The sequence below is a fragment of the Bilophila sp. T19-St14 genome (assembly GCF_059728385.1).
The window spans coordinates 3223463-3245411 of record NZ_BAAGFT010000001.1; the positions used below are offsets into that span (position 1 = coordinate 3223463).

Annotated in this window: 23 protein-coding genes, 1 tRNA gene and 1 pseudogene; 4 read left to right on the forward strand and 21 right to left on the reverse strand. The window is 53.1% G+C overall.

Features of this window, described 5'->3' with window-relative positions:
* Positions 1-14: 14 nt before the first annotated feature.
* Positions 15-206 (reverse strand): hypothetical protein, encoded by a 192-nt coding sequence (locus tag AC6I1V_RS13470; RefSeq protein ID WP_497737070.1) that lies wholly within the window; start codon positions 204-206, stop codon positions 15-17.
* A gap of 512 nt (positions 207-718) precedes the next feature.
* Here AC6I1V_RS13470 and AC6I1V_RS13475 point away from each other — a divergent pair.
* Positions 719-970 carry a hypothetical protein gene (locus AC6I1V_RS13475; RefSeq protein ID WP_497737071.1) on the forward strand — a complete coding sequence of 84 codons (252 nt, stop codon included), beginning with the start codon at positions 719-721 and terminating at the stop codon, positions 968-970.
* Positions 971-1122: 152 nt separating this feature from the next.
* Here AC6I1V_RS13475 and AC6I1V_RS13480 read toward each other — a convergent pair whose 3' ends face one another.
* From AC6I1V_RS13480 to AC6I1V_RS13495, 4 genes are all read right to left on the reverse strand, one after another.
* A complete protein-coding gene (locus AC6I1V_RS13480) occupies positions 1123-2805 on the reverse strand; it encodes a M28 family metallopeptidase (RefSeq protein ID WP_497737072.1) in 1683 nt (560 codons plus the stop codon).
* Entirely contained in the window at positions 2798-3577 is a 780-nt protein-coding gene (locus AC6I1V_RS13485) for a creatininase family protein (RefSeq protein WP_308770480.1), read from the reverse strand. Before AC6I1V_RS13485 ends, AC6I1V_RS13480 begins: the two co-directional genes overlap by 8 nt.
* A 305-nt stretch (positions 3578-3882) precedes the next feature.
* Positions 3883-5379, reverse strand: coding sequence for a sodium:solute symporter family transporter (locus AC6I1V_RS13490; RefSeq protein WP_497737105.1), 1497 nt, complete (start codon positions 5377-5379; stop codon positions 3883-3885).
* Between the two features lie 6 nt (positions 5380-5385).
* Entirely contained in the window at positions 5386-5619 is a 234-nt protein-coding gene (locus AC6I1V_RS13495; RefSeq protein WP_308770478.1) for a hypothetical protein, read from the reverse strand.
* A gap of 523 nt (positions 5620-6142) precedes the next feature.
* On the opposite strand from AC6I1V_RS13495, the gene AC6I1V_RS13500 reads away from it, so the two are divergent.
* Entirely contained in the window at positions 6143-6292 is a 150-nt protein-coding gene (locus AC6I1V_RS13500; RefSeq protein ID WP_497737073.1) for a transposase, read from the forward strand.
* 870 nt (positions 6293-7162) lie between these two features.
* Positions 7163-7494, forward strand: a pseudogene (locus AC6I1V_RS13505) (P-loop NTPase family protein); the annotation flags it as partial.
* Between the two features lie 328 nt (positions 7495-7822).
* Here the strand turns inward: AC6I1V_RS13505 and AC6I1V_RS13510 are convergent.
* The 12 genes from AC6I1V_RS13510 to AC6I1V_RS13565 all read right to left on the reverse strand — a co-directional run bounded on the left by AC6I1V_RS13510 (position 7823) and on the right by AC6I1V_RS13565 (position 17914).
* Positions 7823-9205, reverse strand: a complete 1383-nt coding sequence (locus AC6I1V_RS13510; protein ID WP_486854460.1) for an outer membrane homotrimeric porin — start codon at positions 9203-9205, stop codon at positions 7823-7825.
* A 138-nt stretch (positions 9206-9343) separates the two neighbouring features.
* On the reverse strand, positions 9344-10084 hold the full coding sequence (locus AC6I1V_RS13515; protein WP_486854448.1) for a class I SAM-dependent methyltransferase: 741 nt from the start codon (positions 10082-10084) through the stop codon (positions 9344-9346).
* Between the two features lie 9 nt (positions 10085-10093).
* Complete coding sequence (locus AC6I1V_RS13520) at positions 10094-10885, reverse strand: ABC transporter ATP-binding protein (protein WP_486854449.1); 792 nt, start codon at positions 10883-10885, stop codon at positions 10094-10096.
* The gene (locus tag AC6I1V_RS13525) at positions 10876-11682 is read right to left on the reverse strand and encodes an ABC transporter ATP-binding protein (RefSeq protein ID WP_486854450.1); all 807 of its coding nucleotides are present in this window, start codon (positions 11680-11682) and stop codon (positions 10876-10878) included. Before AC6I1V_RS13525 ends, AC6I1V_RS13520 begins: the two co-directional genes overlap by 10 nt.
* Positions 11679-12518 (reverse strand): nickel/cobalt ABC transporter permease, encoded by an 840-nt coding sequence (gene opp1C / locus AC6I1V_RS13530; RefSeq protein WP_497737074.1) that lies wholly within the window; start codon positions 12516-12518, stop codon positions 11679-11681. The genes AC6I1V_RS13525 and opp1C overlap by 4 nt, the downstream gene beginning before the upstream one ends.
* A 1-nt stretch (position 12519) precedes the next feature.
* On the reverse strand, positions 12520-13449 hold the full coding sequence (opp1B, locus tag AC6I1V_RS13535) for a nickel/cobalt ABC transporter permease (RefSeq protein ID WP_308770473.1): 930 nt from the start codon (positions 13447-13449) through the stop codon (positions 12520-12522).
* A 171-nt stretch (positions 13450-13620) separates the two neighbouring features.
* Positions 13621-15201 (reverse strand): nickel ABC transporter substrate-binding protein, encoded by a 1581-nt coding sequence (gene nikA / locus AC6I1V_RS13540; protein ID WP_308770472.1) that lies wholly within the window; start codon positions 15199-15201, stop codon positions 13621-13623.
* Entirely contained in the window at positions 15192-15611 is a 420-nt protein-coding gene (locus tag AC6I1V_RS13545; RefSeq protein WP_486854452.1) for a hypothetical protein, read from the reverse strand. The genes nikA and AC6I1V_RS13545 overlap by 10 nt, the downstream gene beginning before the upstream one ends.
* A gap of 313 nt (positions 15612-15924) precedes the next feature.
* On the reverse strand, positions 15925-16665 hold the full coding sequence (locus AC6I1V_RS13550) for a class I SAM-dependent methyltransferase (protein WP_486854453.1): 741 nt from the start codon (positions 16663-16665) through the stop codon (positions 15925-15927).
* 186 nt (positions 16666-16851) lie between these two features.
* On the reverse strand, positions 16852-17433 hold the full coding sequence (locus tag AC6I1V_RS13555; RefSeq protein ID WP_486854454.1) for a class I SAM-dependent methyltransferase: 582 nt from the start codon (positions 17431-17433) through the stop codon (positions 16852-16854).
* Positions 17430-17576, reverse strand: a complete 147-nt coding sequence (locus AC6I1V_RS13560; RefSeq protein WP_486854455.1) for a hypothetical protein — start codon at positions 17574-17576, stop codon at positions 17430-17432. The genes AC6I1V_RS13555 and AC6I1V_RS13560 overlap by 4 nt, the downstream gene beginning before the upstream one ends.
* Positions 17576-17914, reverse strand: a complete 339-nt coding sequence (locus AC6I1V_RS13565) for an ATP-binding cassette domain-containing protein (protein ID WP_486854456.1) — start codon at positions 17912-17914, stop codon at positions 17576-17578. Before AC6I1V_RS13565 ends, AC6I1V_RS13560 begins: the two co-directional genes overlap by 1 nt.
* 173 nt (positions 17915-18087) lie before the next feature.
* Between AC6I1V_RS13565 and AC6I1V_RS13570 the strand changes: the two genes are divergently transcribed.
* The gene (locus tag AC6I1V_RS13570; RefSeq protein ID WP_486854457.1) at positions 18088-18216 is read left to right on the forward strand and encodes a hypothetical protein; all 129 of its coding nucleotides are present in this window, start codon (positions 18088-18090) and stop codon (positions 18214-18216) included.
* A gap of 329 nt (positions 18217-18545) precedes the next feature.
* Here AC6I1V_RS13570 and AC6I1V_RS13575 read toward each other — a convergent pair.
* From AC6I1V_RS13575 to sctT, 4 genes are all read right to left on the reverse strand, one after another.
* Positions 18546-18622 (reverse strand) — tRNA-Arg (locus tag AC6I1V_RS13575).
* 40 nt (positions 18623-18662) lie between these two features.
* Positions 18663-20015, reverse strand: coding sequence for a sigma-54 interaction domain-containing protein (locus AC6I1V_RS13580; protein ID WP_486854458.1), 1353 nt, complete (start codon positions 20013-20015; stop codon positions 18663-18665).
* Positions 20012-21052: a type III secretion system export apparatus subunit SctU gene (sctU, locus tag AC6I1V_RS13585; RefSeq protein ID WP_302553745.1), complete on the reverse strand. Its 1041-nt coding sequence runs from the start codon at positions 21050-21052 to the stop codon at positions 20012-20014. The genes AC6I1V_RS13580 and sctU overlap by 4 nt, the downstream gene beginning before the upstream one ends.
* Positions 21049-21870 carry a type III secretion system export apparatus subunit SctT gene (gene sctT / locus AC6I1V_RS13590; protein WP_486854459.1) on the reverse strand — a complete coding sequence of 274 codons (822 nt, stop codon included), beginning with the start codon at positions 21868-21870 and terminating at the stop codon, positions 21049-21051. The genes sctU and sctT overlap by 4 nt, the downstream gene beginning before the upstream one ends.
* Positions 21871-21949 lie beyond the last annotated feature (79 nt).

Consider the following 21949-nt stretch of genomic DNA (forward strand, 5'->3'; position numbering starts at 1 on the left):
CTGATGGCAGAGCCTTACAGGTGCATATGAGAAACACCGGCTACCTCTGTGGATTCTTTTTCAATGGCTTTGTTATAAGTTTGTGGTTGTTTCATCTCCACAGTGAGGTGAAAAATACAGCCTTTTTCTCCGGTTTTTCCCTTGGCGGGATTCACGGATAAGGCATTTTGCCGGTTATTCCTTTGGAGCTTCAAGGAAAAAAGCATCAACCATTTTCTATAACACAGCCTTTTCAATTCGTTTGGGGAGTCAATTCGCGTTATCTTTTGTTTTTATAGATTGGCTCTCGTCCTACACAAACTTCCCTCTACTGGTATCCGAAAGAATGGCCTTGTTTAATGTCACATACAGAGCGTCTAGGATCAAAGCCCCAAGGTGGCCGCAAAGAATAAAACTGGTGGGCAATTAGACCTATATATCCCAAAACTTGAGCGAATGGATTCAAGTACCGAAACAGTCGAGCTATTGGCGTATGCAGGGAGAGGTTGAGCACATCTATGAACATCTAAAGGCCACAAGCTCAAGACGGTGCTGGTATGAATGTTCGTATTCCCCCGTCCCCTTTCGGATCTTGCCGCGCTGCATGCGTGTAATGTCTTTTCAACATGAAAGGTATAGGCTTCGGGTTTAAAGCCAACCGTCCATAGACAACCGGGTCGCCTCAAGCCTGTTCCTGATAGCTTTTCAGGGCCGCAGTCTGGACGTCAAAGGCGTAAACGTGTCTCATTCTTCCGGTCAGTTCAGCCAGAAAAATCGTATCATGCCCGTTGCCCGCTGTGGTATTGATAAAAATGCTGTACTATCCTCCCGCAACCGCCGCCGTACGTTGGGCGGTCACATGAGCGGAGGCATCAAGCGCCACAAGAACTTTGCATCGATCATGCATAGCTCATTTTTTCCGAAGGGCGTTTCTGCCATTGTCCACTATGGCATCTCGTTCCCGCAGCGTTGTTCGCACACGCACCGGTAACATTACCTTCTCCCGCGCGCAAAACTTCCAGCCCGACAAATCAGGTCCTTTCCAGATCTGGGTTGGCCGACGGGCTATCGCATAAAACGGTATAGCGCGGACCGCAATCATACAGTCCGCGCCGGGTAGCTTTTCCACCATCGAAGAAAGAATCATGTCCTTTCATGGAGCTCTTCCAGAAGCTCGACTAATTCGCCTACCCGAAAGGTCAATTCGTTCAGGCGTCTTTTCAGCAGCACCTCAAGACAATGGCGCCGATGCGCGTTCGTCTCCGCAGCCCAGGCAGGCACTTCCTCCAGCAAGGGCAAAGGAGCCTGCCGGGATGCGGCATCATGCCCGAACCTGGACTTCTTGACGTACAGCAGAGGGACCAGTTTCTGCTCAAATTTCAGAATCAACCTGTTCGCTTTCTCCGTATCGCCGGACAAATCCAGAGAAGCCAGCAGGTTCTCCACCCACTGAATGCGAGATAGCAACGGTCTGAAATCTAAACCGTTCCCTGTCGCCGCATAGTCGCGAACCTGCTCCGCAAACTCGGCGAATCCAGCCCGGATATCCAGAGGAATGACAGGGTCGGCGCAGGCCTTGTACACAGCCGCAAGGAAGATCCGTGTATCCCGCCGCAACAATTCGGGATCAATCTTGTCCACCGTATCCGCCTCAGTATGCCACCACCATCCATAGCCACCGCTCTTGCTGCCTCCGAACATGAGGCCGAATGCTTTTGAGGCCGCATCTTCGGTTTCCGGTTTGGGTTGCTCAGAAACGCTGGAAAATAGAGAAGGAGTCCCCGTTCCCCAAAACGACTGATCGCAGGAACGGCTGAAACGGGTACCTTCAAAACCCTCTCCCGTGACCGTGCGGATGGCGAAGTCGCCAAGTGCCCATGATTCAGCCATACAACCGCCTTGACTCAACAGGGTTGCGCCGCAGCCGCCCAGACAGTCTGCATTCACATGCAGGAATGCATTGTCGTGAATATCCTGAAAAAACGCATCGCAGAATGCGGTAGAACCGGCATACCTCCCATGAGAATGCCCAGACCAGAACACCACACGCACGCCGCGCCGCAAAAAAGACTGCTCGGCAGCCAGAATGCGAGCTATCTCAAGGGACGCGGCATTTCCAGAGGCATTGTCCATGGCTCCTTTGTACCAGCTGTCCACATGCCCGGTAAGCATAAGATAGCCTTTGTCCGTTCTACCGATATCCGCAGTGATCACAGGAAGTTCCATCCACTTGTTCTCGACCGCCGTAGCCATGTGAACCTCAACGGATCGCCGTAGCAGACTTCTTATGCGTTCGCCGTCCCTGTAGCTCACGGTCACGGCAGGGATGCCCAGAAAAGCGGTGCAGTCGTCTGGCTCCGGGCTTCCCCATACCGTGGAAACGATCATTTTGTGATAATGCCGGGAACCGGCAACGAACACGACGCCCAAGGCACCAGCCTCTTGAGCTGCACGCACGGTGGGAGCCATGGCCAGACCATCGATCAGAAGAATCTTTCCTACCACATTGCAATGAAGGATGGAGGCAGCATCAGGCACTTCCACGAGTTCAGCATTCAGCTCTGCGCTCGGCAGCATGGAATGAGCGGTGCATGGGATGTCTTCTCCAGCGACCGTCAACTTCGCGCACACGGGAATGCTGACGTATGCGGGCAACATTTGCCGCTGGGGGGAAAGACCGCAGGCTACAAGGGCTTTCTCAATGCAGTCGAACGCGGCCCGTTCCTCGTCGCTGCCCGGAATTCGCTCGAATTGTGTGATGTTGCGGACATGTGCCATCAGCCTATCCGCATCCACCTGCGCTAGCAGGGTTTCAAGCTCAGACATGCCGATGCGCTCCCTCGATGTCTACCTGACGGAACGCCTCGACGAACCCGACACAGTAGTCCACCACAGCTTCCAGCATTTCCTTGCCCCATTCCTGCGTGCCCAGTCCAGATTCCAGTCCGCCGAATCCCCCAGAATTGACCGTGGATCGGACATCCCGGATGACCTTCACCGCGGCATTGCCAAACCGGACCTGATTCAGATGAGTATTGCGGAGTTCAGCGGACAAATGATTGACCGTGGTAGGAATCAGTGAATCATCCCGAATCAGACTGTTGTCGATGGCACGGATCATGGCGACTTCCTGCGCATCTCCATGCCCCGTGATCCATTGGGAATTGAGAGCCGGAGCCAAACTCCACCAGTTGATCTGGGCGCAGAGTCCTCCAGCCCGAAATGTTTCCAGCCCAACCTTATCCAGAGCCGGGTCATTACCGCCGTGCCCGTTGAGAAATAGGAATCTGCGGGCTCCGTGCTTCATGAGGTTTTCGACCACGCCCCGCATGACGCAGGTAAGCCCCTCAAGCCCAATGTCGATGGTTCCCGGAAAATCAGTATGATGGGCGGCAACGCCGAAAGGCATGGTGGGAACGACCAGCGCCTTGGTTTTCGCCTCGATTTGCTCGGCCAGATGTTGAGGAATGATGAAATCCGTGCCTAACGGCCCCAGCGGGCCATGCTGCTCGGTACTGCCCAATGGGATGATGACGACGAGGTCTTTCGCCTTCAGGACGGATTCCGCCTCTTGCCAGTTGAGATGAGCCAGAAACATCGTGCCTCCATGTGTTTTGGTGAATGCCGCCTTCCGCTCGTTGGCCGAGTTCCTTTTCGGGAAGAACTCGGTTTGCCGATTTCAACTTCAGAAGGTCCCGTTATCGGTGCCTCTATGAATGGCAGAAAGGCGTTTCGAGCTTGAAATGCCTCTCAAGGATTGCGCCTGCGGCGATACGGGCTCGCCGCTTGTCGGGGCTTTTCCCCCGCGGAAGCCACACAGAAAAATTTGTTCTCACCGGGAATCCTAAGACTCCCGGTGAGATTCGGGAATTTACCCGAAATTCAACAGAGTTAGATAGTAGATTAATTTGACTTCTTCTGGCCGTCCAGTTCTTCAAAGTGCCGTCTGATGGTCTCTGCGCTCACGGGCTTCGTATACAGGCTGACGCCGATAAGGATCAGAACCGTAATGAGCCACGCAATGATCAGAGGATTAAAGCCAAATGTAAGGCTCTGGAACTTAAGGACCAGCAATACGTAAATGATTTCGCCGCAAACGACAGAAACGACGGCTCCCATCTTGGTAGCGCGCTTCCAGTACATCCCGACGAGAACGGGCGCAGCCCAGATGCCGAGGCCGCCGAACGCGAACAGAACCAACTGGAAGATGCTCGCAGGCTTGGAAATACCGATAAGAATAGCCAGGACGCCGAGTCCGGCGGTCACATAGCGCGACAGCCTGAGCGCATCCTCATCTGAGGCGCCGCGTCTAAAAATCTTCTGATACAGGTCGCGGGTGATGGCACTGGTGGTGGTTAGCAGAATACCGGATATAGTGGACATACCCGCCGAGAAAATGCCTGCAACCATAAGCGCCGAAACCACCTTGGGCACGCCCGCATGCAGGATGTATGGTACGACGTAGTCGGACCCCTTCCCAACCAGATCGGGGAAGGACACGCGCCCGAGCACGCCGCACCATTCAATAAGCGTCGCTGAGAAAAGCATGCCCAGCGTGCCCAGAATGACGGCCTTGAACATGACGTTGTAGTTCTTCATGGTGAAGAACTTGGTGAACAAATGGGGCTGACCGATGGTGAAGAAGCTCCACATCACGATCATGGAAGCGTAGTTTGCCCACGGCATGCCGCCATTAACGCCTGGGTGCGTCATCAGCCCCACATTGGTGGAAGAGAGCTTCTGGTTGATGAGTTCCATGCCGCCGCCGAGCTTAAGCGCGGCAAAGAAGGTCACCACGGCCGTCGCGACCATAAGACATCCCTGAATGACGTCCGTAATCATGATACTTCTAATGCCGCCAGTAATGCAGTAGGCGATTACCGTGATCCCCATGATCACGATACCCAGCCATTCGGGAGCTCCCGTATAGGTGGAGAAGATGATCCCGCCGCCGATGGTCTGCGCACCCATCATTGGGACAAGGAAAATAATCATGATGACGGCCAGAAAGCCACGCATTCCTATGGATTCATAGCGGTCGGAAAGATAGTCCGCCATGGTAAGCATCCCATATTTGTGGCCAAGCCGAATGAGACGCCTGCCAACCAGCAGTGCGGGAATGAGCATACTGAACACGATGCCGGGAACGGACACTGACATCCCGGCGTAGCCGACATGGTAGATGGTGCCCGGTACGCCCATGAACGTGCTCATGCTGTATTGAGTCGCAAAGTAGGCAAGTCCGCTCAAAATAGCTCCAGCCTTGCCGCTCATGGTCAGATAGTCGCTGAAGGTTCTGGTCTTTTGAGTGGCGTAGTAGCCGATGTAGGCCATAAGTCCAATATAGGAGATCATGACCACTAGAAATGGTATTGTTTGCGTCAACAGTTCTTCTTGCATGCTCACCTACTCCTCTTCCTGATATTCGGGACGGGACAGGCACTGATGACGCCACAGGAATATTAGAGCCACAACAACTACGGAGTTGAAGATCCATCCGAAAACAAAGTTGGGAATCCCATACCAGGAAGGCTCATACTCGGTGTTGTAGAAAAAGGGAAAAGGGAGCATGATAAAAACATAAAAGAACATAAAGATGTAAAACCACTTCTTCTCAAAAGCATTACTGAACGGACTCATGCATACCTCCTCGTTAGAGAGCGATTCAGACGCTTATCACAATTTAAAATACCTCATTTTATGTAAAATATCAATAAAATTATAATGACTCTTTGCTAAGATATTCTTTTCACATTTTAGTGTTTCCGACCAGAATGCTTTCCTTAGATTCAGGCAGAAGCCATAAATTGTTATATCCTGAGACAAAAAGCATCAATATATTTTAAATTCAAAGGAATAAATTGATAATTAACCTATATCTGTTTATTAAATAGAAAAATAATATTTTATTAGAGCTTGTTTATATATTTCAAGAATACCAAAAATAATTTCAGATCGGTTAAACCACTGCCTCCGGCGGTGTGGCTCGACAAGGTTCAACCGTATCGGGGTTGAGATAAGGCTGTAAATAAAAAGGCTCAAACCACAGCATTCCCACCGAGTGGATGCCAAGGAATGAGCCTATGCATGAATGGAACAAACGGTTCCATGTGACGTGGTACTGCCTGTATCACGTCGTCTTCATTCCAACATATTGTAAAAAGTGCTATTTGGAAGAATTCGAGCAGAAAGAGGAAGTCTGTTTCGAGAATTGTGCAATCAGTTTGGCATAAAGTTGGTGAAAGGGCATGTGATGTCCGATCATATCCATATGAGCTTGAGCATCTCCCAAGATATGGAGTGGCACAGGTGATAGGACGTCTGAAAGGAAAATCTGCTATTTTGATCCATAAACGCTGCCTTGGACGAGAGAAAATCTTGCCGGGTATTACTTTAGGGCGCGAGGTCACTGTGTAGGCACGGTAGGCTTTGACGAAGCGACAGTGCGAGCATACATACAACCAAGAAGAGTACGAAAATATGAGGATCAACATCTATTACCTAGGGAATAACCTTTTAACTGTTCGGTGAGTCCCCCCTCAGAGGGGGCTATAGCCATATCACCTCCTCTAGAGGTGGTAACTGATTATCCTGAAAACATTCAATTGCCAAAGCAACTACGAGAGTACTTTTTCTTAGGTTCTGTTATAGTTTGTGGTTGTTTCATCGCCACAGTGCGGTGAAAAATACAGCCTTTTTCTCCGGCTTTCCTCTTGGCGGAATACAGGGCTAAGGCATTTTGTCGGTTATCCCTGTGGAACTTCAAGGAAAAAAGCATCAACCATTTTCTATAACACAGCCTTTTCTTACATAATGAGTATTATAAGCATACGAAGTCTCTGCGGCTTGATCGCGCAGTGGAGCATCTTCGGAGTTTTTACGATTACATAGATAGGGAAACACGCTGTAGTGAGGCGGGGATTCGGATCAGGGACTGGTGCGTTCGAGCGTCCCCCGCAGGCTCTCAGGCTCGCAGGAATTTTCCACCTATGCGAAAATGATGGTCCTTCCGAAAGTTTGATCTCCGAGCGCGAAATGGACATGGCGGTTCGCTTCACACTGGTTGCGTATGAGCATGTGAAAGCGAGTGTGCTTTTCGACGCGGATCGGGAGACGAAGTTGTGTATTCTCAAAATTGCGGAAAGGTGTTGCGCCGGTAACCGGGCTACTAGGATTGCGAAGAGGATGCTGCTTCGACAGCAACCTTATATGGAAGGCTAGGGGCTTTCGACCTAAATGAAATCGGCATCCTGTTCATCGAAAATGTTGAAAATCTCATCTGCCTCGTGGAATTCGACTGCGGCGAGGATGCCAAAATCGCCCTTTTGAGTGTGCCTGAAGGAGATGATGAGCCTGAAAAATATCCATATCCCTTCAACTGTGCCAGTGTTATGATCTTGAGCAAGATCGATCTGCTTCCCTATCTGGACTTCGATGCAGAGGCGGCATACGGTATGCTCATGCCTCAACACCGATTTGCCTATTTTTAAAGGCTGTGTCATAGAAACTGGTTGATGCTTTTTCTTTAAAGTTCCAAAGGAATAGCCAACAAAATGCCTTAGCTATAGATTCCGCCAACGGAAAAATTAGATACAAAAGCCGTATTTTCACCGTACTATAGACATAAAACAACCACATACTATGACAGAGCCTTTTTAAACTGTCCTGTCGTACGGGAGAAGGATTCAATGAATGGTATGATTGGATCCGTCAGGCTGTCCGTGCCAAACGCAGCGCATCAGCCAAATAAAAGGATATTCTTTATCTGAACCTCTCTTTGTTTGAAAAGGTATGCACGGCACTCAATACGCATGCATACCTTTTCATTTTAGGAAGGTTGGATCTAGAATTTGTAGGTTACGCTAAAAGCTGCCTGAAAGTTGTTTTCCTTATACAAGTCATTCCAGAGTTCCTTGTCGGCGTCGAGATAGATATACCCAAGCTCGAAGGCGAGAGTAAGCCCCTCATACAGCTTGTATTGGGAATCAAAATTGACTTCCCACAGCTTGTCTTTGGTGGTGAGGTACATATTATTGCCGACAGTGGCCATTGCGTCATGGGCCACCACCCCACTGCGTACCATTTCTGTATTATTCGTGCCTTTAATCATCGCTGCGCGGAATTCGTGGCTTAAGGCTTCAATGAAGGAAATATCCTTCAACTCAGCCATGATACCCCAACTACCGCTGATGTCCGTACCGTTAAACGTGTTCGAGCGGTTATACATCCCGCCATCATATCCGAAAGAGGTTAATGCCACGTCGCTATCAATGACGGGCATGCGTTCGGAACCGTCAAGTGCATTCGCGTCATCACCGGAAGCGTACCAGAACGTAAGGCCGGGTGTGGCAAAATCAGTTTTATATTCAGCGGCCAGTGCGGCATACCACCCCGCACGTTTCAGATCTTGATTGCCCATTTTCCCCATGTCCACCTTTCCGTAAATGCCATCTACGGCGACCCTGAGCGGGCTGAACAGCGTCATTTCAGCGGAAAGGCCACCCCACCATGCATTGCCATGATTGTCGTGAGAGTCAGCGACAATCTTCTCCGTACCAACAGGAAGCAATCCGCTGGCGACTCCGGTCTTGTTATTGGCACCGGCACCGAAATGAGTGTCCTTGCCGATCGCGCTGTACATTCCGAAGGGGTTCATCCTGATGCCATCAAACTGTACCGGAACCGCTAGCCCGATGACATTCATCGCATCGTGGGAAACAGTACGTTCATCGTTATTGTACGCACGAACCCAAAAAAGCGTGGCCCCCACGTTTTCAGTGAAATTTCCAGAAAGTGAAAGTCCGGCACCATCGGTCATGAACGCCGCGTACGGCACCGCAAATGTCGCGATGTCGAAGGGCTGAAGGCCCATACGGACTTTTGCGTCCGTCTTCGGAATAGCCCAGTCGACATAACTATAACGCACTTTGACGACCTTGCCATCCGTTCCGAGTGCGGCGTCATTTGTTCCCCAGTTTTGATGTCCCACTTCAAAAAAGGCGACGCCCTTGAGCGAATCGGAAGCCACGATATCGATCTGCGTGCGTAACCGCGTGGAAGCCTTGAATCTGTCAACAGAAGCATTCGCCGGTTTGAGAGGATTACGATCAGCCCAGGAAAAACCGTTTTGCCATTGCCCCTTAATGCTTACGTCAGCGGCCCATGCCCCGCTCGCCATACTTAAAAGAATGCCTGCCGCAAGGAACAGCATCACTGCACGTTTCATCATCACCTCTCCAGCGTTAAAGGTTTATATGGTGGGCTCTCCCCCAAGCACAGGGCGCAAGGCGAGAGCCCGGAATAAACGACCCGGAAGGGAAACGGCCCTATCAGGCAAATATCAGAGGGAATGCATAATAAAGCTCTAGCCGGGCTTGCCCGCCGTCAGCCGGAACATGGGGACAGGATTGAATGTCTCGTCGACTTCCGCGTAAATCCTGTCGCTTATCTGGGTATCGCAACGGATATCGGTGAATCCTATTTCCCCCAGTGTCCGCATGTCCCATTCAGGACGGGGAACGCCGCTGATATCCAGCTGGGCCTTGATCGCATCGCATTCTTTGAGCAATGCAGACTCGATCGCGGCGTGTGCGTTCGGCTGGTTCAGTTTTTCGGTCTGCTGTGCAAAGGAGACGTTACCGTAATCCGCATCAAAATTGATCAGGACGCCGCCGCGACGCAGAACCCGGTACCATTCGGTATACGCGGCCCGTACGTCAGGAAGCGTCCATGTCAGATTTCTGGATAGGACGACGTCAAACCGGGCGGAGGGGAAAGCCAACTGCGCCGCGTTCATCACGTGGAAATCAATGGGCATGTTTTTCTTTTGAGCCGTCTCGCGCGCGGAGTCGATCATCGTAGGGCTCAAGTCAACGCCCGTCACAGCGTGCCCCAGCTCCGTCATCAGGATGGCAAAAAACCCCGTACCCGTACCTACATCAAGAATTTGCAGGGGGCCCGAAGGGAGAAACGGCTCGATTTCACATAGCCAGAGACGGGATTTTTCACTGGAAAGTTCATATCGCCGTACAGCACCGAAACCTTGCGCTCTCCGCGACCAATAACGCTCGATGCGTTCGTCAAGCGATTGGGAGGAAAATTTCATGATAGAGCCTCATATTGGTGTGACGCTGGCGTCAGGGGCAAAGGGGATGACCGATTGAAGGAGCCTTTGTGCATATACGCTGGATGCCCTTGCTAAATGTTCCTTCTCCAAGGATTCCACGATGGTTCCTTCATGAAGGAACAGAATGCGATCGCATAAGTAGGTAACCGCCTGAACATCATGCGCGATGAACAGGTAGGTCATGTCCCCTTTCAGCTCCAACAGCAGTTCCAGCACCTGCGCCTGCACGGACACGTCAAGCGAACTGATGGCCTCATCGAATACGATGAAACGGGGCTTGGCCGCTATGGCCCGTGCGATGCACACCCGCTGGAGCTGCCCCCCGCTCAACTCATGGGGGTAGCGGTTCCTCAGCGTCTTCGGGAGCCCAACCCGCTCAAGCAGTTCCGGGATTGCACATGATGTGTCCAGCCGCAGGATATCCAACGGTTCCCTGATAAGTTCCTCCACCGTGAACCTCGGATTGGCGGAGGACGTATAATCTTGGAACACAACGCTCATTTGCCCAGGATGTTCCTTGCTCCAGACCTTAACAGGGAGGCCTTCCAAGATTATCTGTCCGCTGTCCGGCTGTTCCAAGCCAAGGATCAATCTTCCGAGCGTGCTTTTCCCCTCGCCGCTTTCGCCGATAAGCCCTACGGAAGAGCCTTCGGACAGTGTGAGGTTCACGCCCCTGAGGATCGGCTGCCGTTTTTTCTTCCAAAAGCCTCCTGGTACCGGGTAACTTTTGAAGACATTGCGGACTTCAAGCAACGGCGTTTCCCGATATGCTACCGACACTGCATCACCCTCTCGAAGGCTTTGGACAACGTGGATCTCGTGTCCACGAGATAACGGGTATAGGGATGCCGTGGAGCGGAGAACAGCTCCGATCCGCCGTATTCGACGCCTACACCGTCCTTCATGACCAAGACTTCCTGCGCAAGCTGATGGACGACGCCAAGATCATGGGAAACAAAAATCAGGCTGGTGCCGAATTCCTCCCGTATCCAGCGGAATTGTGCCACAACCTCCTGTTGGTTCATGGAGTCCAGCGCTGTTGTTGGCTCATCGGCAATAATGATATCGGGCCGCTGAAGCAGCGCCACCGCGATCATGCACCGCTGCAACATGCCACCGGAAAGCTGATACGGATATTTTTTGAGTACATCCAACGGATTGCGGATGTGCATCATCTCCAGAGCCGCAACGATGCGTCCCATACTCTCTTTTTCCGAAAAAAACGATGTCGTCGCTCGGAGTGTTTCAAGAAACTGTGCCCCCATGGAGTAAAGAGGATCGAACGCCGTCATCGGTTGCTGGACTATCATGGCAATTCGCTTGCCGCGGATGTCGCGCACGGTTTCCCGGCCTGCCCGCAAAAGGTCGATGCCATCGAAACGTACACTGCCGGAAACCCGCAAAGAAGGAGGCGTCAGCCCCAACAGGGCCAGGCACGTCAGCGACTTGCCGCTGCCGCTTTCCCCAACAACGCCAAGGCAGGTTCCCGGTTCAAGACGAAAATGCACATCCCGTACGAGCAGCGTCCCGGTAAGGGCATCTCGGACGGCCAAGCTCTGCACTTCAAGCAAGCTCATGAACGTTCCCTGCCCACGTATTTGGGATCTAAAGCGTCACGCAGGCTGTCGCCTAAAAAATTGAATGCTGCCACAACCAACAGAATAGCCATGCCCGCCGGGATCATTTGTAACGGGTACATGGTCATGACCTCCTTCGCCTCATTGAGCATCATGCCCCACTCCGGAGTAGGGGGCTGCACGCCCAGACCGAGGAAAGACAACGCTGAAATCATCAGAATCACGCTCCCCGTATCCAATGTTGTCAGGACAAAGAGTTCGCCGGCCGTGCCGGGCAACAGGTGCCGCATCATGATCCTGATGGATGATCCGCCGGCGACCTTGGCAAACCGGATGTAGTCCTTATCGGAATGCTGCCGGACGATGGACCGGATCATCCGTGCATACCATGGCCATTTCGCCGCCACATTGGCGATGACCACGTTTTCCAGCCCCGGCCCCATCATGCCCACAATGGCAAGAATCATGACCTCACTGGGAAAAGACATCATTACGTCGCATATGTGCATAAGCACATCGTCGATACGGTTGCGGAAGAATCCGGCGGCAAGGCCGATGCTCGCCCCCAGCCCGGCGGTTATGGCCATGGTAAGCAGGGACAGAAACACCGTGGCACGGATGCCGTAAATAAGGCGCGAAAGCACGTCACGCCCAAGCTGATCCGTTCCAAAGGGGTGGTGCCAGCTCCACGGCGCGAATTTGTCCCTGATGTCGATAAGCGTGGGATCGGACAAGGGAAGTATGGGAGCGAGGAGGCCCAATACAAGGACAACACTCAAGAACCCCATGCAAAGCAGCGCTACTCTGTCTCTTTTCAGACGAATCCACAGGGGCATGCTAGAATTCCTTTCTCAGCCGGGGATCGACAGCAGCGCTCAAGATGTCCACCAATAAGTTGCTGACTACAAAAAGAACGGCCATAATGAGTACATAGGCTTGGATGACGGGCAAATCACGGTTGAAGATCGCGGTCACGCAAAGCCTTCCGATACCGGGCCACGCGAAGATGCTTTCCACGACAAAAGTTCCGGCTATAAGCTTCGGCAGCGACATCCCCAATGCCGTCAGCGAAGCCTGAAGTGAATTCTTGAGCATATGGCGGGTGATCGCGCGCTCGGACAAACCGCGCATCCGTGCGTAGAGAATATAGTTTTCCTGCTTATTCTGAATCATGTTGGCGCGGATGAGCCGCGTATAGGTGGCGATATATGCAAGAGACAACGTGGCCGCAGGCAAAAGGACGGAGCTGGGGCCGTCCATCCCGCTCGTCGGAACGAGATCAAGTTTGACGGCAAACAGCCACATGAGGAGAAGCCCGGCCCAGAAACTGGGCATGGCCGTGCCAAGAAAGACACAGCCCCGGATGAGCCGGTCGAGAAAGGTTCCTTCATACAACGCACAGACGATCCCGGCGGAGAGGCTGCACACAAGCGTCAGGCACAGAGCTGCCCCGGCAAGGACGAGGGTCGCGGGCAGCGCCTTTTGGATTTCGCCAAGCACGGGTTTGTCGTCCACATAACGGTTGCCGAAATCCCCATGTAAGGAATTGTTCAGCCAAGTCACATAACGCGTCAAAAAGGGTTTATCCAAACCGAGCTTCGCACGGGTTTCGGCAAGCACCTCTTCAGTGGGAGTGACTTCATTGACACGCACGGCCACTTCCGCCGGGTCGCTGGGGCTCAGAGTGATCAGCACGAAAGACAGAAACGAAATCCCAATAAGGATAGGGATGAGGTTGAGCAGGCGGCGAAAAAGATAACTCCCCATGCGAAGCTCCTTAGGCATTGCAGCGGTTCGGGAGATGCGCCTCCCGAACCAGTCCGATAGGCCGTGTCGTCAATTAGATATAATCTATTGAAATCATTTAACTATTTTTAAATCGCAAAAGCTATTGCTTTCAAAAATTTCAAATAGTTACAGGTAGAATGACGACACGGCCTAGAACGACATCCTTTCAAAGGGAATTTCATATTGGGAGGTGCTGAACGTAACCCCCTTGAGAGCCGGGACATGTACGGCCTTGGTACGCGAATAGCTCAGAGGCACATACACGCTTTGCTCATGGATATATGTCAGCAATTCCTTGTAGGTATTCTTACGGATATCCTCATTCGACTCGATCATAAGCGCGGTGATCGTCTTATCCAGCCACTCCTTGCGTTCCAAGCCGACCTGCGCTTGATAATCCCCGTGAGCGGGAATGCGCCAAGAAGACAGATAGGACTGCGGATCATACGGCGTCCCCCACGACAGGGAGTATTGCAGGTCGAATTCGCCAGTACGCTGCCGATCCAGAAACGCCTGCTTTTCCTCGCCCACAATCTTGAGTTCCACGCCGATCTTCTTGAGATCGTTCTGCATGTATTCGCTGATGGTCCGTTCCTGTGCGTTGTTGGAATTATAGTAGATGGTGACGACGCACTTTTTGCCGTCCTTGTAACGGTATCCGTCCTTGCCCATGCTCCAGCCAGCCTTTTCCATCAGTTCATTGGCTTTCGCGACATCATGGGAGCGTACCGGGAGATCAACGTCGCAATAGGGAACGGTCTTGGCCATCAACGTGTCGGCTATCGTTTCCGAACCGTTGAGTATGCCGTCGACGATGGCCTTCTTATCGATGGCGTACTGGAATGCTTCGCGTACATTGATATCTTTGGTAATCGGCTGGTGTGCGTTTAGAAGGATGGCCCGTGAGGCGATGGGGGCGCTGATCTCCGTCTTGTACTTGCCTTCCTTTTGCAATGCAGCAAACGTATCGAGGTTCAGCATGTCACCGTCAGAGCCGAAGATCAGATCGATTTCCCCCTTCTGGAGTGCAAGCAGAATAGTCTGATGATCCGGCATAACCTTCCAGCGTACGCGCTCCAGAGCCGGCTTAGGTCCCCAATAGCGTTCATTTCGCGTGAACACGGCATACTGCTTGTCCTTGTGCTCGGTCAGAACCCACGGCCCTGTGCCGACATAGCCGGACACGCCGTTCTTGGTTTCGCCATCAATGAAACACTTCGGAGAAATGAAACGGAAAGGCCTGGTCAGCCCCAGCTCTACCAGCGTAGGGTAGTAGGGATGCTTGAGCACCAGCTTGTAGGTATATTCGTCAACGACCTCATTGCGGTCGATTTCGTTGACCATATCCAACCACGCGTGCCGGGGAAGGTTGCTCACGATAGCGTCCATATTCGCTTTAACGGCCTCGGCGTTGAAAGGCGTTCCATCCGTAAAGGTGACGTCTTTCCGAAGATGGAAGGTGTATTCCTTCCCATCGGGAGATATCTCCCAGCTTTCCGCGAGCCAAGGCTTGACGCCTTCCTCCGTATTGACGACCAATGGTTCAAACACCATGTTTTGCGCCGCCATCTCCCCGGAATACAAATGAGGATTGATATTTCGAATATCCTTCGTACTTGCATACGCCAGTTCCGTACGAGGCGCTTCTGCTTTGGAGGCGGGTTCCTCCTGCGAGCACCCCGCAAGCCCCAAGAGTGCGATGATAACGACGAACAGCTTTTTCACAGCCATGACTTCTCTCCGTTAACAATTTGAACTATAAATCTTTTTTGTACCGCTTCCACACTGGATAGCACCCTTGAGGACGTCAATCCCATCTGACGATGTACATCAAGGTAATATTTTTTTTTATTTCGTAACACCAAAAGGGAATATAGGCAATGATTACCGAAGAAGGCAGGGTAGCGAGCTGCGTTTTTAACCAGAGTCCCTGACCCTACCGAATAAAGCCAGCCTCTACAGGGTAATATCCTCTGATCTTGGAACAGGCTGTTCTGCTTTTTCTGTACCAGTAAGGCCAGTTGCAGTTGTGAACTGCGCTCCCGCTCCAAAAGAAAGCTCGGCGCGAGGGCAAAGATTTCCAATGGCTGTACCATAGGAAACGGTTGATGTTTTCTTGAAATTCCAAAGGAATAACTCATAAAATGCCCCAATCACGGAGCCCATCAGCGAGAAGGATCTAAAAAATCTATATTTTCAGTATATTGTAAAAAATAAAACAACCAGATGCTATGACAGAGCCTTTCCAATCTATCCGGAAGAGGGAACGGCTTGTTTTTTAAGGTGGCTCTGTCATAGCATGTGGTTGCTTCATCTCAATAGTGCGGTGAAAATACAGCCTTTTCTCTTCGGTTTTTCTTTTGGCGGAATACAGGGCTAAGGCATTTTTTCGGTTATCCCTTTGGAACTTCAAGGAAAAAGGCATCAACCATTTTTATGACACAGCCTTTAGGATTACCCTTCTTTTTGGGCTGAAACCATGAAGCCCTTAATGATGGATATGGGGTGTCCCGTGCCGCCCATGAAATGTTTTCGTTCCACATCAACCGTCACATTGCCCGCTCCCAGCCTGAGGAGCGTTTCCACATCCCACTGCGGACGATCGACCCTGCTCAAAGGCAGGTTTGCGGCAATGGCGTTGATCGGCGCTGGATCGACGCCGAGCATGAAATCAGGATTGTGTCCGTCCGTATAATCAGGCTGTTTCAGCTCCTCCGCATAGGGGGAGCTGTAAAGGTAGCGGTAATGGTTGCCATCAAAATTGACGAGGCGTCCTCCCGGCCTGAGGACGCGCAGCCACTCGGCGTAGGCCGTTTCCGGGGCTTCAAGGTTCCACGTCAGATTGCGGGACACGATCAGATCGAATGCGGCATTCGGGAACGGAAGGGCCTGAGCATCACCCTGCCGTACCGTAAGAGATACGCAGGCTTCGGCTGCATTTTGGGAAGCACGTTCCAGCATCCCTTCCGTGTAGTCGAAGGCGACTACGGAATGTCCCAGCCGAGCCAGCAGAATGGAAAAGAACCCCGGCCCGCATCCTATATCCAAAACTTCCAGCCTACCGGACTCGGGGAGAAACGGGCGCAGGCGTTCCAGCCAAACCGTTTCCGCATGTTGCAGATCGTATGCGGTCTTCAGGGAATACCCTTCCGCCCGCGTATTCCAGTAACGCCGTATCGCTTCCAATTCCGTCATATAATTCTCCCTGTTTGATTCCCCTCACGAGGAACATTGGAGTATGGGTATACCGAATCCGGTAATAGATGTTCATGATATCCGGAGGCAACGCCGTCCTGACAAACACATCCCGACAGCCCAGCCGTTCGAGACACGTCTTGTCCCATGCCGGACGTTGTTCACGGCTGAGGGGGAGCTGCGGGATCAGCTCGTCCAAGCCGGATCCCCATGTTCATCTTCGACGGCATACCCCATGTCACGCAGCTTTTGAGCATCTTCCGCGTACAGCCGGGCAAACTCCATATCGAATAGATGTACATGCCGATTGGCGTCGAAATTAAGCAGGACGCCGCCGGGCTTGAGGACACGCAGCCATTCCGCGTACGCCCTGCCCGGATGTTCCAGATTCCACGTGAGGTTGCAACTCAAAACGACATCGAAGGCATTATCCCCGAATGTCAAATGCTGAGCATCCATTTTGAGAAAACGCGCCCTTGTCTCCGCGGAATATTTTTTGAAGTTTTGCCGGGCACATTCCATCATAGCCCCGCTGTAGTCCACCCCCGTAACCTCATGCCCACGGCGCGCCATGAGTATGGAAAAAAAGCCGGGACCACATCCTATGTCGAGGATGCGGAGAGGATGGCTCCACGGAAGCTGTTCTGCGATCAGCTCATCCCATACCTTGGCCTGAACATTATCAAGTTCATCGGCGTTGACGGCAGCATAGGCAGCAACCCTTCCCGACCAATAGATCCGAATCGCTTCCAGATGGCTCCTGCTCACAACGGCCTCACGGGGATAACATTCAAAAAGCCGGGGAGCGTCCGTTCGACGCTCGCTTCCACGTCGTAGACGTCGCCGAGCAAGTATGGAAGCAGCACGTGTTCCGCCGTATCGAACGCCTTAATCCGCCCTTCATGAAGCATCAGCAAGCGACTGCTGATCGCGACGCCAACATGAGGTCATGTACGACAAAAAGTGTAATCGCTCCGTTTTCCTGCGTATACTTCCGGGCCAAACCCATAACGACAAGCTGATGGGGCAGATCAAGCGCATTTGTAGGTTCGTCCAGCAGCAAGACCTTGGGACGCAATACAAACGCCTGCGCCATGAACACAAGCTGTTTCTGACCGCCGCTCAAGCTGCATACCGGTTTTCGACTCAGGCTATCAAGCCCAAGCTCAGCCAGTGTGTCCATCACCTTTTCGATCTGTTTATCGTTCACTTTCCACCTGAGGTTTTTGACCATACCGAGGAGAACCATCTCAAAGGCCGTCAAACGGCTGGTGACGGATTCAAGTTGCGGAACATAGGCGATTCCCGATCAGAAAAGAGATTCCCCTCGTCGCCGCCGCATGCCAGCCGCATCATTGAGACGCTTCCACAGCTTGCCCCGGCACTGTTCGGGCTGCTCGAAGATGCCTTGAGGAGGAACGCATGACGGATACCTGCCGGCTGTGCCGCCTTGGGCTTTTGACGAGGATGCCGCTGTGTCTTGGAAGACATATCGAGTGGGACTACGGAACTGTCCGCCAGTGCCGTTTGTCCCGCTTCATAACCAGATAGAAAGGAAAAGATATGAATCTCGGAAAATGGATACCTGTGGTGATTGCCGTTCTGACCGTCATAGCGGATGAGATGGACGAATAAAATTGGCTGAAGGGTATCCGGTTTTCCCGGATGCCCTTGCCTCTGCTAAAGAAAATTTTTTTCAGGCTCATTTCTCCAAAAGGCAGTAAACAGGTTTTGACAGAGCAAAAACGTCGAAGGGTTTATCAGGAGCGCTATCAAGCGATAGCTCTTTGTAGCGGGAAGGTTGGAAATAGGGGTGAAAATGCTTTTTGAGGTATGAAAAAAGGACTTGGATTTTTACGTCCAAGTCCTTAATTTCATTCTGGTGCGCCCGACAAGAATCGAACTTGTGGCCTACAGCTTAGGAGGCTGTCGCTCTATCCAACTGAGCTACGAGCGCGTTGTGGACGTATTGTTTTAGGTGTTCAGGCAGGTGAATGTCAAGCCCTGCCGCTGTCGTGGGGAATTTCTTTATCGCTGATGTCCATGCGCAGGAGTTTTTTTCGGAGCCCTTCCCGTGTGATGCCGAGCAGTTCCGCGGCCTTGCTTTTGTTGCCGTCGGTTTTGTCCAGTGCTTCAAGGATAAGTTTGCGCTCCATTTCCTGAAGGTTATAGTTCTGCACTATTGGCATCTTCGCTTTTGGGGCGGCCGCCCCTTCCCGGCTGGTGAGGGGTTCCGTCCCAAGAAGGCGGCACCTGGCTTCCTCCGGCACGATGCGCGTGGAAAGATCGGAAAGCTCCACACGGTTGCCGATCGTCAGGGAAGCGGCGCGTTCCATTTCGTTGTTCAATTCGCGCACATTGCCCGGCCAGCCGTATTGCAGAAGCTGCCTGCATACGGCAGGGGAGAGCGAAAGCCGGGGCCGTCCCATGTATGCACAGTGGCGCTCAAGAAAAAGCTGCGCCAACAAAAGGATGTCATCCCCGCGATCCCGCAGGGGAGGAATCCTGATTTCCGCCACGTTGATGCGGTAATAGAGATCCTCCCGGAATTTGCCTTTGCGCACCGCCTCCTCCAGATTGACGTTGGTGGCGGCGATGAGCTTGATGTCCACGCTCACGGGTTTGGAACTGCCCACGCGCAGGACTTCGCGCTCCTCCAAAACCCGCAGCAGCTTGGCCTGATTGGGCAAGGTCATGTCCGCCAGCTCGTCGAGAAAGAGCGTGCCCCCCGAAGCTTCCTCGATGAGCCCCTTGCGTGCGTTGACGCCGGTGGCGACGCCTTTTTCGATGCCGAACATCTCGCTTTCAAACAGCGAGTCGGGGATGGCCGTGCAGTTGACCGCCACGAACGGCCCTTCGCGCCGGGGCGAGTTGAAATGGATCGCCTTGGCGATGACTTCCTTTCCAGCCCCGGTGGGGCCGAGGATAAGCGTATTGATGGGGCGGCGGGCGATGGTCAGGGCAAGCTGGATGACCTTCCGCATGGCCTCGCATTGGCCCACGATCTTCTTGGTCTGGTAGTTTTCCTGAATGGTCCGCATCAGATGCGTGTTGCGCTCGGCAAGGAGCCTGTGCGCTTCCTCCAGTTCGGCATTGCGGGTTTTCAGATCTTCAATGAGCTGCGAGCGGTGGTACTCCCGGCTTTCCACCTTGACCAGCATCATGCCGAAGGCTTCCGCGAGCCGGACATAATTCTTTGGGCCCGCGCCTTCCTTGGTAAGGGCGAACAGCCTGTCTTCGCTGGCGGGGCGCCCCCAGGCCAGATCGTCGCAAAGGTTGATCAGGGTATCCAGAAACGCCTGTTCGGAGAGAGGTTTTTGCTTCACGTTCGTTTCCTGTGCGTTCGTCATTGCCGCTGGAGGGACTGCACCCAGCGCAGCACTTCGGCCACCGGGCCGATGAGATCCTTGGGGATGTAGGCGTTTTCCGTCCCGTTTTCAAAAAGGCTGCGGGCCAGCGGCACATTCCGCATGATCGGGATGCCTTCTTCCTGCGCCACCCGTATCATGCGCTGGGCAAGGAACCCTTCGCCCTTGGCAAGGATAACCGGGAGCGGCGTCCTGTCCTTTTCGTAGTCCAACGCCACGGCGTAATGGGTCGGGTTGGTCACGAGCACCTTCGCTTTGCGCACGTTGCCCAGCGCGTTTTGGGAGATCATTTCCTGATGGAGCTGTTTGCGTTTGCCCTTCACCTGCGGGTCGCCTTCCATCTCCTTATATTCCCGTTTGACTTCATCTTTCGACATCATATGGTTCTTGGCGTACTGCCATTTCTGGAAAAGGTAGTCCACGGCGGCGATGACGCAGAAGACGCCCGCAGCCATGAGCAGCAGATCCTTGAGCGCCAATCCCAGAACTTCCCACAGCGTCCAGATTGTCCCCCGCTGGATGGCGAACAGCGTCGGCAGGTGATCCCGCATGACAACCCAGACCGTAACGCCGAGCACCGTCACCTTGATAATGTTCTTGAGGAACTCCACGAGGTTCCTCATGGAGAAAACCTTCTGGAACCATTTGGACGGGCTTATGTTTTCGAGCTTGGGCATGGCCCCCTTGAAGGCGAACAGTATGCCGACCTGTCCGAGGTTGGCGACGAGGGCCACGGCCATGACGAGGCCGACGAGCGGGGCGACGATGGAAACGGCTATGTGGAATGTGGCTTCGGCGGCGCGCGGCGCGGCCTCGGCGTAGGGCGTGGACAGCAGTTTCATGGGCAGTTCCATCATCGCCAGCAGCGATTCCAGCAACTGCCGCCCCATCACGACTATATAGACGGACAAGGCGAGCACGGTCAGGGCCGAGGGCACGTCCTGGCTCTTGCACACATCCCCTTTTTCGCGCGATTCGCGGAGGCGTTTCGGTGTGGGCTGTTCGGTTTTGTCGCTCACGGCAACAGCCTCCTGAGCTGCTCGAAATCAGCCTTGATCCCATCGAACAAGCCTGTCGCGTTCGACAGCAGCATCATGAAATAGAACAGCATCAGAAAAGCCGCGACGCCGCTCTTGATGGGCATGGCAAGCACATACACGTTGAGCTGCGAAGCGAAGCGGTTGATGAGCCCAAGGGAAACGTCGGTGAGTAGGCAGGCTACCACGATGGGGCCGGAGAGCAGAAGCATCATGAGCAGGAGCCAGCTCACGCGCCCGGCAAAGAACAACGGCAGGTTGATGTCCTGAAACGCGCTGAGCGGGATGAGCTGCGTGACCGGCCAGATTTCGTAAGAGGCGTAAACCACGCCAAGCAGGGCGAGGAATGCGCCAGTGGAAAAAAACAGGTAGACGGCGCTCTGGAAAAAGAACGATCCGAGCGGCGAAGTCTGCTCGCCGGACAGCGGATCGGCCCCTTCCGCCATGGACGCACCGCGCTGGTTGTCGATGAAGAAGCCCGCGCACTGTATGGTCCAAAACAACATGCCGGACAGGTAACCGAGAAGCATCCCGATGAGCGTTTCCTTGACGAGGATGGTTCCGTACAGGGCGAACGTGGAGAGGGAAAGCCCCTGCGTTTCGGGGAGGCCGGCGACGATGGCGGGATGCAATACAAGGTAACAGGCAAAAACCACGGTCGTCCGCAATTGCCCCGTGAGGATGTTCCCGCCCATGAACGGGGCCACCTGCACGAGCATGAACAGCCGGGGCATCCCCACCAGCAGCGCCAGCAGTTGCTCGAAAAGGTGCAGTTCGTTGAACAGTGCCTGATAATCCAAATGAAGCCTCCGTGGAGGATGCAGGCCGCTTTGCAGCGTGCCGACCGGCAATGCCGCTGCCTCTCCCTATCCTAGCCCT